Genomic DNA, 13,129 nt, shown 5'->3' on the forward strand with positions numbered 1-13,129 from the left:
TCAAGTAGCGAATTCAGCGCGTGGAACGCGATTTCGGCGAGGGTCAGCCCAGCACCAGCTTGTCGCCGTCCGGGCTCACATTGACCGGCACCACGTCGCCGTCGTGCACGTCGCCCGCGAGCAGCATCTTCGCCAGCTGGTCACCGATCGCCTGCTGGATCAGCCTGCGCAGCGGGCGCGCACCGTACAGCGGGTCGAACCCGCGCTGGGCGAGCCACTGCTTGGCCGGTAGGGACACCTCGAGGGTCAGCCTGCGCTGCGCCAACCGCTTGGCGAGCTGCTGCAGCTGGATGTCGACGATCGACACCAGCTCGCCGGGCTCCAGGCCGTCGAAGACGATCACGTCGTCGAGCCGGTTGATGAACTCCGGCTTGAACGCCGAGCGCACCGCCGCCATCACCTGTTCCTCGGAGCCCCCGGCGCCCAGGTTGGACGTCAGGATCAGGATGGTGTTGCGGAAGTCCACCGTGCGGCCCTGGCCGTCGGTCAGCCTGCCCTCGTCGAGCACCTGCAACAGCACGTCGAACACGTCCGGGTGGGCCTTCTCGATCTCGTCGAACAGGATCACCGTGTACGGACGCCGCCGCACCGCCTCGGTCAGCTGACCGCCCTGGTCATAGCCGACGTAGCCGGGAGGTGCTCCGACCAGGCGGGCCACCGAGTGCTTCTCGCCATACTCGCTCATGTCGATGCGGACCATCGCGCGCTCATCGTCGAACAGGAACTCCGCCAGCGCCTTGGCTAGCTCGGTCTTGCCGACACCGGTCGGGCCGAGGAACATGAATGAGCCCGTCGGCCGGTTCGGGTCGGCGACACCGGCTCGGCTGCGCCGCACCGCGTCCGACACCGCCTGCACCGCGGCTTTCTGGCCGACGACGCGCTTACCCAGCTCGTCCTCCATGCGCAGCAGCTTGGCCGTTTCGCCTTCGAGCATCCGGCCGGCCGGGATGCCGGTCCAGGCCGACACCACATCGGCAATGTCGTCGGGGCCGACCTCCTCCTTGAGCATCACGTTCTCGCGCGCCTCGGCTTGCGGAACGGCGGCGTCGAGTTTCTTCTCGACCTCGGGGATGCGGCCGTACCGCAGCTCGGCGGCCTTGGCCAGATCGCCGTCGCGTTCGGCCCGGTCGGCCGCACCGCGCAGGTCCTCCAGCTGTTCCTTGAGCTCGCGGACGACATCGATGGCCTTCTTCTCGTTCTGCCACCTGCTGGTCAGCTCGGAGAGCTTCTCCTTCTGATCGGCCAGTTCGGAGCGCAGCTTCTCCAAACGGTCGCGCGACGCAGCATCTGATTCCTTCTCCAGCGCCATCTCCTCGATCTCGAGGCGACGGACCAGCCGCTCGACCTCGTCGATCTCGACGGGACGCGAGTCGATCTCCATGCGCAGCCGGGAGGCGGCCTCGTCGACCAGGTCGATGGCCTTGTCCGGAAGGAACCGGGCGGTGATGTAGCGGTCGCTCAGCGTGGCCGCGGAGACCAGTGCCGAGTCGGTGATCCGCACGCCGTGGTGCACCTCGTAGCGCTCCTTGAGGCCACGAAGGATGCCGACGGTGTCCTCGACCGACGGTTCGCCGACCAGCACCTGCTGGAATCGGCGTTCCAGCGCGGCGTCCTTCTCGATGTACTTGCGGTACTCATCGAGCGTGGTCGCGCCGACCAGCCGCAGCTCACCGCGGGCCAGCATCGGCTTGATCATGTTGCCGGCGTCCATCGCCGATTCACCGGTCGCGCCGGCGCCGACGATGGTGTGCAACTCGTCGATGAACGTGATGATCTGACCCGCCGAGTTCTTGATGTCGTCCAGGACGGCCTTCAGCCGTTCCTCGAACTCACCGCGATACTTGGCGCCGGCCACCATCGAGCCCAGGTCGAGCGACACGACGGTCTTGTCGCGCAGGCTTTCCGGCACGTCGCCGGCGACGATGCGCTGGGCCAGGCCCTCCACGATCGCGGTCTTGCCGACGCCGGGTTCGCCGATGAGCACCGGGTTGTTCTTGGTACGCCGGCTCAGCACCTGCACGACGCGCCGGATCTCGGTGTCGCGGCCGATGACCGGATCGAGCTTGCCTTCCCGCGCGCGGGCGGTCAGGTCGGTGGAGTACTTCTCCAGCGCCTGATAGGTGCCCTCGGGATCGGGGCTGGTGACGCGGGCACTGCCGCGCACCTTGACGAACGCCTCCCGCAACGCCTGCGGGGACGCGCCGTGGCCGGTCAGGAGTTTCGCAACATCGGTGTCGTTGCTGGCCAGACCGACGAGCAGGTGCTCGGTGGAGACGTACTCGTCGTCCATCTCGGTGGCGAGGTTGGTCGCGGCGGTGATCGCCGCGATCGACTGGGGCGCCAGCTGCGGCTGCGAGCTCGAACCGGTGACACTGGGCAACCGGTCGAGCAGCCGTTGCGTCTCGGCGCGGACGGTCGCGGGTTCGACGCCGACGGCCTCCAGAAGTGGTGCGGCGATTCCGTCATTCTGCGTCAGCAGAGCCATCAGCAGGTGCGCGGGCGTGATCTGCGGGTTCCCCGCGGCGGTGGCCGCCTGCAGCGCCGAGGTCAGGACCGCCTGGGTCTTGGTCGTCGGATTGAACGAGTCCACGACACCTCCCTTTCCTATATGTATTCAGGGCTGCACAGCAGGCCCCTGAAATGCTTGTCTTCCACTCCAACGTCGTCAAGGTTGAGTGTGTTCCGCTCAAGTCTGATTAGTTTTACCAGATTTTCGGCGGCGGACACGAGTGCCGTGCCCGGTGCCCGGCTCCGCAGCGGGTTAGCGTCGCCCTATGTCCGACTCCGGCTCCGGTGATTTCGAGTTCGAACGGAAGTTCTTCGTCCGCGACATGCCCGCTGTGGCCGCCTCCGATCCGACTCCCGTCCTGATCGCCCAGGCCTATCTGTTCGCTTCCGACGGCTACGCGGTGCGGGTGCGGCTGCAGGGACCAGCGCCCGCCGACCTGAGTGGAACTCCCGGGGACCTGGTGACGAGACTGGGCGACGACGCGATCGGCACCATGACGGCCAAAGGCCCTGCGGCCGGCGGCACCCGTTACGAGGCCGAGCGAGATCTCGATCCGTTGGTCGCCGGGCAGATCGTGTCCCGGGCCGAGCACGTCGTGCTCAAGGTCAGGTCGTCGGTCTGGCTCGGCGAGGACGGCTGGGTCCTCGACCGGTTCCTCGGCGGCAACGCTCCCCTGCTGCTCGCCGAGGTGGAGCGCAACGGCCCGGTGGTCGACCTGGCGATCCCGTCGTTCTGCACCACCGAGGTGTCCGAGGACGACCGGTTCCGCAACGAGTACCTGGCGCATCACCCGTTCGGCACGTGGGCGGCGGACTACCGCCGCGAGCTGAACCTGCTCGGCCCGCGGTTCGTCGACAATCTCGGGCAGAACGAATTCGAGGGCACCTGAAGCTCCCCGGCCTGCCACTGCCGCGTCAATTCCGCTCAGGCTGAGCCCAACTCTTTTCTCAAGCAAGCATCACGCGGATGCTGACGCAGCCACCACACCGTGGCGGGAGTTCGCCAGTCGCGGGCTCCGTCAACTCACCCACTGGCCGGGCCGGCAGCCCACGCGCTGCGCCCAGCCTTGCTGGGGTGATGTCACCGCGCCGAGGAGTGTCTCCGTGTTCCATCCGTCCGACCTGTCGCCAGGCATCGGCTTCGCCCTGATGCTGGGCCTGGGCGCCTTCATGTTCGTCGTCGCCTTCACCGTCCGCTCGATGGTGAGGAACACCCACGATTTCGTGATCGCCGACCGCCGTATCGGTTTCGGCTTCGGCGTCGGCTCGGTGATCGCGGTGTGGACCTGGTCGATGGCGGTGATGATGTCGTCGGCGCAGGCCTTCAGCTTCGGTACCTCCGGCCTGATCTGGTTCGTGGTGCCCAACGGCCTGGCGGTGATGGTGATGGTGCCGTTCGCGCTGCGGCTGCGGCGCCAGATGCCGGCCGGCTACACGATCGTGGAGTTCATCCGCGAACGCTTCCAGAACAAACCCGCCACGACGGTGATGCTGGTGGCGATGCTGCTCGGGCTGCTCGCCGAAATCTTCATCAACCTGTTCGGCGTGGTGTTGGTGATGGGCGTGATCTTCGGCCTCAACCCCACCGTGGTGCTCATCGTGACGCTGGCGACGGTCACTGTGTACTCCTATTTCGGCGGCCTGTGGACCTCGGCGATCACGGCGACGTTCAACACACTGCTCATCACCGTGCCCGCGGCGATCGTGGTGCTGTACGTGCTGCAGAAAGTCGGCGGGCCCGAGCTGGTGTTCCAAAAGGTCGACGAGGCAGGGGCCGACACGCTCAATGCTCTCGACGGCTCCGCCGCGGCCGCCTTCGGCATCTCGCTCGCGCTGGGCCTACTCGCGTCGACGATGGCCGACCAGACGTTCTGGCAGAAGGCGTGGGCGCTAAAGCCCGCGTCGGCCGGTCGCACCTTCGTCTGGGCCGGCATGTGGTTTTACCCGATCCCGATCGTGCTCGGCCTGCTCGGCCTGGTCGGCCTCGGGTTCGGCGTGACGCTGCAGGATCTGGGAGCCGCCGGCCCCGGCGGCATCGGGCCGTACGTGATCAGCCACCTCGGTCTGCCGATCGTGCTGATCGCCCTCTATGTCCTGATCATCCTCAACGCCTGCTACTCGTCGATCGACGGGGCGTTCTCGGCGTTGTCCTCGGTGGTCGCGGTCGACATCCTCAAGCGGGCGAAGCCGGACATCGCGCCGAAGTCATTGTTCCGCTACACCAAAGCCTCGATCCTCGTCGCCGGCGTGATCGGCGGCATCGTGGTCAGCTCCGGCATCGACTACGTGGATCTGGTCAACACCGTGTACTTCCTCAAGGCCTCGCTGATCATCCCGCTGGGGCTGGCGATCTTCTGGAAGCGCATGACCTCAACGGCGTTCGTCACCAGCCTCGTGCTGGCCATCGCCGTCGGCTACCCCGTCCGTGAGTTCGTCGGCGAACTGCCCGGAATCATCACCCTGGAGGTCATTTCACTCGTGGCTGCCGTCGGCATAAGCCTGTTGTCCCAGCAGAGATTCGACTACGAGGCGCTCACGCGGCGCGGCGAGGCGCTCACCGAGCGCGACGTGCCGACCGCTGCCCCGACGACGGAACCGGATCCGGTCCGATGAGCGCGTTCTGGATCGCCGTCGTCATCGGCGTCGCCGTCGGCGTGGTGTACGTGGCGCTGGCCGTGCAGGCGTTCTTCAGGGTGCGCCGCGATGTACTGGCCTCGGCCGAGCTAGGCGTGGCCGCCGAGATCGACACCGCCGGGCTGGAAGAGGACCACGGCACCTTTGCCTGGAAGGCGCTCGGCGCGGTGGCCGCCTCGACGGCGGTAATCGTGCTGCTCGGTGTCAGCCCCGTCTTCTGGTATCTCCCAGCAGTTCTGGCCATCGGCTCCGCCGCGGCCGTGGCCACCGCCTTCATCATCGACCGGAGAGTTCAACCGTGACCGAGAACGTCAAGAAAGCTCATCTGCTCGGGTTCGTTCAGCACGGTGTGATGAACCACGCATCGACGATGTGGGCGCACCCGCGTGACAAGGTGGGCTATCACTGGTCGCGGCCGGAGTATTGGCGCGACCTGGGCCGCACGATGGAACGCGGCTTGTTCGACGCGATGTTCATCGCCGACGAGCTGGCCCCGTACACCACCTATAAGGGCAACTCCGATCCGGTGGTGAAGTTCGCCGGCCAGTGCCCCGTGCACGAACCGGCCAGCGTGGTGCCGATCGTCGGGGCGTTCACCAAGCACCTGGGCATCGGCATCACGTTGTCGACTTCCTTTGTGCCGCCGTACATGATGGCCCGCCAGCTGTCCACGCTGGACCACCTCACCGGCGGCCGGGTGGGCTGGAACATCGTCACCTCGTACTCCAAGAGCGAGTTCCAGGCGATGGGCAAGCAGAACCTCACCCCGCGCGACAAACGCTACGAGGTGGTCGAGGAGTACATGCAGCTGCTCTATCAGCTGTGGGACTCCTGGGACGACGACGCGATCGTCTACGACCGCGAGAACGGGATCTTCGCCGACCCCGCCAAGGTCCGCGAGGTCGACTTCCAGGGCGAGTTCTTCCAGTCCAAAGGTCGCCACTTCGTGGCCCCGTCCCCGCAGAAGCGGCCCGTGCTGTGGCAGGCCGGATCCTCGGACCAGGGACGGGAATTCGCCTCCAAGCACGCCGAGTCGGTGTTCGGCATCTTCCCGACACCCAAAAGCATGCGCGCCTACGCCGACGACATCCGCACCCGCGCCGACAACCACGGCCGCGACCCGGAGTCGGTGAAACTGATCTACGGCCTGCAAACCGTCATCGACCGCGACAAATCCCGCGCCAACGACCGCTACGCCGAGTTCGTCGAAAACGTCCAGATCGAAAGCGCACTGGGAATCCTGTCCGGGCACACCGGGTTCGACTTCTCCACCCTCGGCCTGGACGACAACGTCGTCGACGCCGACGTCCAAGGCATCCGGGGCCTGTTCGACGCCATCCTCGAAGCCAAGGACGGCGCCCCGGTCACCGTGCGCGAGGCCGCCCAGATCTACGGCGTGTCCATGGGCGCACCGGTCGCGGTCGGCACGCCGGCCGATGTGGCCGACCAGATGGAGCAGTACCTCGACGACGGCGGCTGCAACGGCTTCATGATGCTGGCCACCGACACGCCGGGCTGCTTCAACGACATGACCGAACTACTGGTCCCCGAACTGCAACGACGCGGACGCTTCCGCACCCGCTACCCCGGAACCACACTGCGCGAAAGCCTCCAGGAGTATTGATTGCGCAAGGCGCATTTTCTCGCCTTCATGCAGCACGGGGTGAGCAGTCACTCAGTCGGCATGTGGCGCCACCCGCAGGACAAGGTCGGCTGGGACTACGCGTCGCCACCGTACTGGGAACATCTGGCCAAGACGCTGGAGCGAGGGCTGTTCGACGCGGTGTTCCTGGCCGACGAACTGGCCCCGTACAACTCCTTCGAGAACAGCTCGGACGCCACTGTGCGGTACGCGGTGCAGGCCCCGACGCATGAGCCGGCGGCACTGGCGCCGATAATCACCGGCGCGACAACGAATCTCGGAGTGGGCATCACGTTGTCGACCGCGTTCGAGCATCCCTACTCGATGGCCCGCCGGCTGTCCACGCTCGACCACCTCTCGGGCGGGCGGATCGCGTGGAACATCGTCGGGTCGTACTCGCCGTCGGAGTTCGCGGCCTACGGACAGGAGATGCCGGACCGCTCGATCCGCTACGAGCGCATCGCCGAGTATGTGGACCTGTGCTGTCAGTTGTGGGATTCGTGGCAGCCCGACGCGGTGGTCGCCGACCGGGCTACCGGCATCTACGCGCACCCCGAGAAGATCCGCGAGGTCGTCTTCGGGGGTAAGCACTTCCAGTGCCGCGCACGACATTTCGTCGCTCCTTCGCCGCAGGGCCGACCGGTGTTGTGGCAGGCGGGAGCCAGCGAGCCGGGCCGACAGTTTGCCGCGTCCACCGCCGAGGCGATCTTCGCGATCCAGCCGACGGTGTCCTCGATGCGGGCCTACTCCGACGACATCCGCGGGCGCGTCGCCGCTGCCGGGCGTGATCCGGACGCGGTCAAGCTGTACTACGGCGCGCAGGTCATCGTCGGCGCGACCGACGCCGAGGCGTCCGAGAAGGCCGCGCATCTGCGGTCGCTGCTGCGGCCGGAGGCGTCGCTGGCGATGCTGTCCGGTCAACTGGGTGTGGACTTCTCGACCTTCGATCCGCTCACCCCACTCGACGAGGTCGCGGTTCCCGGAATCCAGGGTGTCAAGGACGCGTTGGTCGCGACGGGCGCGGGCCAGCGGGTGACCGTTGCCGAGGCCGCCGACATCTACGCGTTCCGCTTTTCGATGCCGCAGGTGATCGGCACGCCGGAGTCGGTGGCAGATCAGCTGGAAGTGTTCATCGACGACGGTGGCGCCGACGGCTTCATGCTGCTGGCCACGTACACCCCTGGGTGTTTCGAAGAGTTCGTCGATCTGGTCGTGCCGGAGCTTGTCCGCCGCGGGCGCTACCGCACCCGCTACCCGGGGCGGACGCTGCGCGCGAACATCCGCAACGACTAGGTGGCCTACGGGCCGCTCGCAATGACGACCGGGGACGCGGCAGATCAGTAGTCGACGCGGAATCCCCCGATGAGGCCGATGATGTTCCCGTCGGGGTCCGGGAAGCGGCTCAGCCGCACCCCTTTACTCGCGTCGACGATGTCGCCGGGGTGTAGACCGCGCTGCGTCAGCTCGGCGATGTGGTTCTCCAGATCGTCCACCGCGACGTTGAGCTCGTCTGTTCCGGCTCTGTCCGGGTCGTGGAACACCTGCACCCACGCCCCCGGCAGCACCTGCCATTCGACCAGGGTCGGCATCGGGTTGTTGTCCTCCCCGCGGCCGAACAGGGATGCGTACCACTGCCTGCTCATCGCGATGTCGCGGACATGGACGACCGCCAGTACGTGGGCGATAGACATGCGGCTCTCCTTTCTTCTCACGGATACCGACTCCGGACCACCGCCGATCTCACCGCTCCGGCCGCAGCCGCGTCCGGACCTTGCTAGGTTTTTCCGGTGCCGGGTAGCTGGGGACCAATTCTGACGGAGCTCATTCCACTCGCCCTTGTCATCGCGCTCTCCCCGCTGTCGATCATTCCCGCGGTCCTGGTGCTGCGGAGTCCGCGGCCCCGCGCGGCGGGGGTGGCGTTCTGCATCGGCTGGCTGGTCGGCCTGGCCGTGCTGACCGGGATCTTCCTGCAGTTGTCCGATCTGGTCGGCGGGATCGGCACCAAGCCGCCGAACTGGGCGTCGTGGCTGCGCATCGTCATCGGCGTCGGATTGATCGTCTTCGGCGCCTACCGCTGGGCCACGCGTAAGCAGTCCGAGCACATGCCCGGATGGATGACGCGCATGAGCGGCCTGACTCCACCTCAAGCGTTCGGCATGGCGGCGGCGCTGACCGTGCTCAACCCCAAGGTGTTCTTCATCTGTGTCGCAGCGGGTTTGGCGATCGGATCGGCGGGACTGGAATCGCCGGCCGTGTGGGGCGCCGAGATCTGGTTCGTCGCGATCGCGGGCATGACCGTCGCGATTCCCACTCTCGGCTACGCGATCTCCGGGGGGCGCCTCGAGCCGACGCTGAACCGGGTCAACGCGTGGATGGAGCGCCAGCACGCGGTTCTGGTGGCTGCGATCCTCGTCGTGATCGGTCTTCTGTTGCTGTACAAGGGCGTTCACGCCCTAACCGGGTAGGCCCAGCTCCTCGGCATCGGCGGTCAGATACCGCGTCACGGTCGGGGCCAGCAGCCTGACCACATCCTCGGCCGGCAGTTCGGACAGCGGCGCCACCCTCATCACGTACCGCAGCAGCGCGGTCCCTACCAGGCTGCTCGCCGCGAGCATCGCCCGCAGCCTGGCCTGGTCACCGCCGCCGAGCTCCCCGGACACCGCGGTCAGCACGTAGTTCTGCATGAAGGTGCGGAAAGCCTCGTGCGCATCGGAATTAGACGTGGCCGACGCGAGCATGGCGCGCATGGACTCGGCGCTCTCGGGCGCTTCCCAGATCCCCAGATAGGTCCGCACCATCCTGGTCCCGATGTCGGCGTCGTCCCCATCCGAACCGGCGAGCGCCGCGACCAGTACCGCGGGGTCGATGATCAGGCGCAGCGCCTCGCGGAACAGCTGCTCCTTGGAACCGAACAGATACAGCACCATCGACGGATCCACCCGGGCGTCGTCGGCGATCGCGCGCAGCGTGGTCCTCTCGTAACCGTCGCGTGCGAAGCGTAGCTTCGCCGCCGCCAGCACCGCGTCCCTGGACACCGGCTCGCCCTGACGACGGCCCCGGCGCCTCGTTGTTCCGGCTGGTCGCGGCATGCACCGACGCTACCATTTCAATCATCGTTGAATTACGGCCGGATCAGGCTTACGCTCTTCTCACCAGCATTTCAACGACTGATGAAAAGAGACCGTCATGACGTCGACGCGCTCACACACCGAACCGTCGGCCGCCGTCCGTGCCGGCGGCATCGTCGTCGCCATCACCGCGCTGCTCGCGGTGGTGGCTCTCGCCTTCGCTCTGCCCGCGGCCCGGTCAGGCCCGCACGACGTGCCGATCGGTGCGGCCGGACCGGAAGCCGCCGGCGGCCGGATCGCCACCATGCTCGACGAGAAGATGCCGGGCGCCTTCGCGGTGACCTACTACCCTGGTGAGGCCGCGCTTCGCGACGCGATCCGGAACCGGGACGTCTACGGCGGGTTCGTGCTCCCGTCACGACCCGGTGAGCAACCCGCGCTGTTGATCGCCAGCGGCGGCAGCCCGGCGGTCGCGCAGTTGCTGACCCAGCTGGGCGCCGAGCTGGGACGGCAGACCGGCACACCGGTGCGCACCGAAGACCTCGCCCCTCCCACCGCCCGGGATCCCCGCGGCGCGGGTCTGGCCGCGTCGGCGCTGCCGATCACGCTGGCCGCGATTCTGCCCGCCATCGCGCTGGTGCTGGCGCTGCGGCGCGAGATCTGGACCGGCTTCGCCGCCGCCGTGGTGTTCTCCGCCGTCGCCGGAGTCACCATCGCCGCGCTGCTGCGATTCGTCCTCGGTTCGATCGACGCGAACTTCTGGGGTGTGGCCGCCGGGCTCACGCTCGGGGTGGCCGCGACGCTGCTGTTCATCTTCGGCCTCGGCTCGCTGTTCGGCAGAGCGGGCCTGGCCGCCGGTGCCCTGCTCGCGCTGCTGGTCGGCAACCCGTTGTCGGGTCTGGCCGGCGCCCCGGAGATGCTGCCCGCCGGCTGGGGCCAGTTCGGCCAGCTGCTTCCGCAAGGCGCGACCGCGACGCTGTTGCGGTCAACGGCGAGCTTCGGCGGCGCCGGCGCCACAACCGCCGTCATCGTGCTGACCTGCTGGGCACTGGCCGGCGCAGCGCTGGTGGCGGTCGCCGCCGTTCGCGACAGGACCGCAGGCGCCGACGTGACTTAGGATCGTGCGGCGTGGGACTCGAAGACCGCGAATCGATGCGCATCCTGCGGGGGGCGTTCGACTTCGACCGCGGCTCCGAGTCGCTGATCGCCGACTTCTATACCCGATGGTTCGCCGCGGACCTGTCCGCGCGCGACCTGTTCCCCCCGGACATGGAGAAGCAACGCCAGGTCTTCGCGCAAGCCATGTGCTGGCTGTGCGACGAGCTCATCGCCCAGCGCGCCGAGGAGCCCGTCGCGTTCCTGGCCCAGCTCGGCCGCGACCACCGCAAGTACGGTGTCACACAGGAGCATTACGCGACTATGCAGCAGGCGCTGCTGGACACGCTGCGCAAGGCGCTGGTGGAGCAGTGGGACCGTCGGCTCGCCGAAGCCGTCGACGACGTCGTTCAGCTCGTCGTCGGGGTGATGAGCGGTGCGGCCGACGCCGAGACCAGCCCCCCGTTCTGCGACGGCACCGTGCTCGAACACCTCCGGCCCACCCGCGACGTCTCGGTCGTCCGGCTCAAGATGGACCATGCGCTGGCCTACCACCCCGGTCAGTACGTGCCCGTGCAGGTGCCGCAGTGGCCGCGCCGGTGGCGCTACCTGAGCCCGGCGATCCCGGCCGACCCGCAGGGCTACCTCGAGTTCCACGTCCGCTCGGTCGCCGGAGGCATGGTCAGCACCGCCGTCGTCGGAGAGACCCGGCCCGGTGACCGCTGGCGGGTTGCCAATCCGCACGGCGCGATGGAGATCGACCGGGCCGCGGGGGATGTGCTCATGGTCGCCGGCAGCACCGGCCTGGCGCCGCTGCGGACGTTGATCATGGACCTGACCCGGTTCGGTGAGAACCCGCGGGTGCACCTTTTCTTCGGCGCCAAGTACCCGTGCGAGCTCTACGATCTGCGCACGCTGTGGGAGATCGCGTCGACCAATCCGTGGCTGTCGGTCACACCGGTTTCGGAGCTGAACTTCGACCCGCCGTGGGCGGCCCACTTCCCCGACCCGACCCCGCCCCGTGGACTGCATGTGCGCCAGACAGGTCTGCTGCCCGAGGTCGTGACGCGGTACGGCAACTGGGGCGACCGGCAGATCCTGCTCTGCGGCCGGCCGGAGATGGTGCGGGCCACCAAGGCGGCCCTGATCGCCAAAGGTGCCCCCGCCGAACGGATCCAGCACGACCCGCTGGCGGGCTGAACAACGCATGGCAGGATCGCAGCCATGGACGCGTTCGAAACCGTCACGCTGCGTGATCCGTCGTCCCCGCTGACCGCGACCTACGCTCCGGGCGCCGGCATGGTCGGCACCTCGCTGTCCGACGACGGGGTCGAGCTGCTCGGCCAGCGCCGCGGTCTGTACGCCTACGTGTCGAACCACAAGACCATGGGGATCCCGATCCTCTACCCGTGGGCCAACCGCCTCAGCAGCAACGGTTACGGGGTGGACGGCGCGGTGGTGACGCTGACCCCGGGCACCGGGGGCGTGCGCACCGACGAGCACGGGGTCCCGATCCACGGCATCCTGGCCGCCTATGACGACTGGACCGTCACCACGATGCTGGAGTCGCAGCTGAGCGCCGAACTGGATTTCGCGGCGCGGCCCGGCCTGCTGGCCAGCTTCCCGTTCCCGCACCTGCTCACCCTGGACGTGACACTGCGCGACCGCACACTCACCGTCACCACCACGGTCACAGCGACGACCGGGTCCCGGGTGCCGCTGTGCTTCGGCTTCCATCCCTACCTACAACTGCCCGACGTGCCGCGTGCGCAGTGGCAGATCGAGACACCGCCTATGCGGTACCGCCCGGTCAACGCGTGGGGCATCCCGACGGGGCTCATGGAGGACCGGCCGGCCCACTCCGAGACGCTGGGCGACACGGTGATCGACGACGGCTACGACGAGGTCGCACCCGGGTCGATGTTCGCGCTGTCCGGCGGCGGGCGGCGGATCGAGGTGCATTTCGACGAAGGGTTCACCGCCGCACAGGTCTTCGCCCCGGGCAACGACGACGTGGTGTGCTTCGAGCCGATGGCGGCCCCCACCGACGCACTGCGCAAGGGCGGTTACCGCGAGGTGCGGCCCGGCGAGTCCGCGGTGGCCCGGTTCCGGATCAAGGTCGCCTGACCCCAAGGTGCCCTGACTTCCAAAAGGCCGAAATCGCATTCCCTGCGGGCACATC

12 protein-coding genes are annotated in these 13,129 nt (G+C 67.8%); 9 read left to right on the forward strand and 3 right to left on the reverse strand.

Features of this window, described 5'->3' with window-relative positions; translation table 11 throughout:
* Positions 1–43 precede the first annotated feature (43 nt).
* Entirely contained in the window at positions 44–2,590 is a 2,547-nt protein-coding gene (clpB, locus tag ACTWP6_RS14280) for an ATP-dependent chaperone ClpB (protein ID WP_443188033.1), read from the reverse strand.
* 184 nt (positions 2,591–2,774) lie between these two features.
* Between clpB and ACTWP6_RS14285 the strand changes: the two genes are divergently transcribed.
* From ACTWP6_RS14285 to ACTWP6_RS14305, 5 genes are all read left to right on the forward strand, one after another.
* A complete protein-coding gene (locus ACTWP6_RS14285) occupies positions 2,775–3,398 on the forward strand; it encodes a hypothetical protein (RefSeq protein ID WP_260756665.1) in 624 nt (207 codons plus the stop codon).
* Positions 3,399–3,612: 214 nt separating this feature from the next.
* On the forward strand, positions 3,613–5,121 hold the full coding sequence (locus ACTWP6_RS14290; protein ID WP_260756664.1) for a sodium:solute symporter family protein: 1,509 nt from the start codon (positions 3,613–3,615) through the stop codon (positions 5,119–5,121).
* Positions 5,118–5,444 (forward strand): hypothetical protein, encoded by a 327-nt coding sequence (locus ACTWP6_RS14295; protein ID WP_260756663.1) that lies wholly within the window; start codon positions 5,118–5,120, stop codon positions 5,442–5,444. The genes ACTWP6_RS14290 and ACTWP6_RS14295 overlap by 4 nt, the downstream gene beginning before the upstream one ends.
* The gene (locus ACTWP6_RS14300; protein ID WP_260756661.1) at positions 5,441–6,766 is read left to right on the forward strand and encodes an LLM class flavin-dependent oxidoreductase; all 1,326 of its coding nucleotides are present in this window, start codon (positions 5,441–5,443) and stop codon (positions 6,764–6,766) included. The genes ACTWP6_RS14295 and ACTWP6_RS14300 overlap by 4 nt, the downstream gene beginning before the upstream one ends.
* A gap of 27 nt (positions 6,767–6,793) precedes the next feature.
* Positions 6,794–8,077 carry an LLM class flavin-dependent oxidoreductase gene (locus ACTWP6_RS14305; protein ID WP_443188060.1) on the forward strand — a complete coding sequence of 428 codons (1,284 nt, stop codon included), beginning with the start codon at positions 6,794–6,796 and terminating at the stop codon, positions 8,075–8,077.
* Positions 8,078–8,121: 44 nt separating this feature from the next.
* Here ACTWP6_RS14305 and ACTWP6_RS14310 read toward each other — a convergent pair whose 3' ends face one another.
* Entirely contained in the window at positions 8,122–8,475 is a 354-nt protein-coding gene (locus ACTWP6_RS14310; RefSeq protein WP_260756659.1) for a VOC family protein, read from the reverse strand.
* 96 nt (positions 8,476–8,571) lie between these two features.
* On the opposite strand from ACTWP6_RS14310, the gene ACTWP6_RS14315 reads away from it, so the two are divergent.
* Positions 8,572–9,249 carry a GAP family protein gene (locus ACTWP6_RS14315; RefSeq protein WP_260756658.1) on the forward strand — a complete coding sequence of 226 codons (678 nt, stop codon included), beginning with the start codon at positions 8,572–8,574 and terminating at the stop codon, positions 9,247–9,249.
* On the opposite strand, the gene ACTWP6_RS14320 is transcribed toward ACTWP6_RS14315, so the two are convergent.
* A complete protein-coding gene (locus tag ACTWP6_RS14320) occupies positions 9,238–9,873 on the reverse strand; it encodes a TetR/AcrR family transcriptional regulator (RefSeq protein WP_260756657.1) in 636 nt (211 codons plus the stop codon). The genes ACTWP6_RS14315 and ACTWP6_RS14320 overlap by 12 nt on opposite strands.
* A gap of 97 nt (positions 9,874–9,970) precedes the next feature.
* On the opposite strand from ACTWP6_RS14320, the gene ACTWP6_RS14325 reads away from it, so the two are divergent.
* Genes ACTWP6_RS14325 through ACTWP6_RS14335 form a run of 3 tightly spaced genes read left to right on the forward strand, consistent with a single transcriptional unit; the run spans position 9,971 to position 13,074 of the window.
* Positions 9,971–10,969, forward strand: coding sequence for an ABC transporter permease (locus ACTWP6_RS14325; protein WP_443188034.1), 999 nt, complete (start codon positions 9,971–9,973; stop codon positions 10,967–10,969).
* 11 nt (positions 10,970–10,980) lie between these two features.
* Entirely contained in the window at positions 10,981–12,147 is a 1,167-nt protein-coding gene (locus ACTWP6_RS14330) for an FAD-binding oxidoreductase (RefSeq protein WP_443188035.1), read from the forward strand.
* 24 nt (positions 12,148–12,171) lie between these two features.
* Complete coding sequence (locus ACTWP6_RS14335) at positions 12,172–13,074, forward strand: aldose 1-epimerase (protein WP_443188036.1); 903 nt, start codon at positions 12,172–12,174, stop codon at positions 13,072–13,074.
* The last annotated feature ends 55 nt before the right edge of the window (positions 13,075–13,129 follow it).

Origin of the sequence: Mycobacterium sp. 4D054 (genome assembly GCF_052245755.1) — a bacterium.
Taxonomy (GTDB): Bacteria; Actinomycetota; Actinomycetes; order Mycobacteriales; family Mycobacteriaceae; genus Mycobacterium.

Coding starts and splice junctions, on each gene's coding strand:
- ACTWP6_RS14285 (WP_260756665.1), top strand. CDS start 2,775: ATGTCCGACTCCGGCTCCGGTGATTTCGAGTTCGAACGGAAGTTCTTC.
- ACTWP6_RS14295 (WP_260756663.1), top strand. CDS start 5,118: ATGAGCGCGTTCTGGATCGCCGTCGTCATCGGCGTCGCCGTCGGCGTG.
- ACTWP6_RS14305 (WP_443188060.1), top strand. CDS start 6,794: ATGCAGCACGGGGTGAGCAGTCACTCAGTCGGCATGTGGCGCCACCCG.
- ACTWP6_RS14310 (WP_260756659.1), bottom strand. CDS start 8,475: ATGTCTATCGCCCACGTACTGGCGGTCGTCCATGTCCGCGACATCGCG.
- ACTWP6_RS14320 (WP_260756657.1), bottom strand. CDS start 9,873: ATGCCGCGACCAGCCGGAACAACGAGGCGCCGGGGCCGTCGTCAGGGC.
- ACTWP6_RS14325 (WP_443188034.1), top strand. CDS start 9,971: ATGACGTCGACGCGCTCACACACCGAACCGTCGGCCGCCGTCCGTGCC.
- ACTWP6_RS14335 (WP_443188036.1), top strand. CDS start 12,172: ATGGACGCGTTCGAAACCGTCACGCTGCGTGATCCGTCGTCCCCGCTG.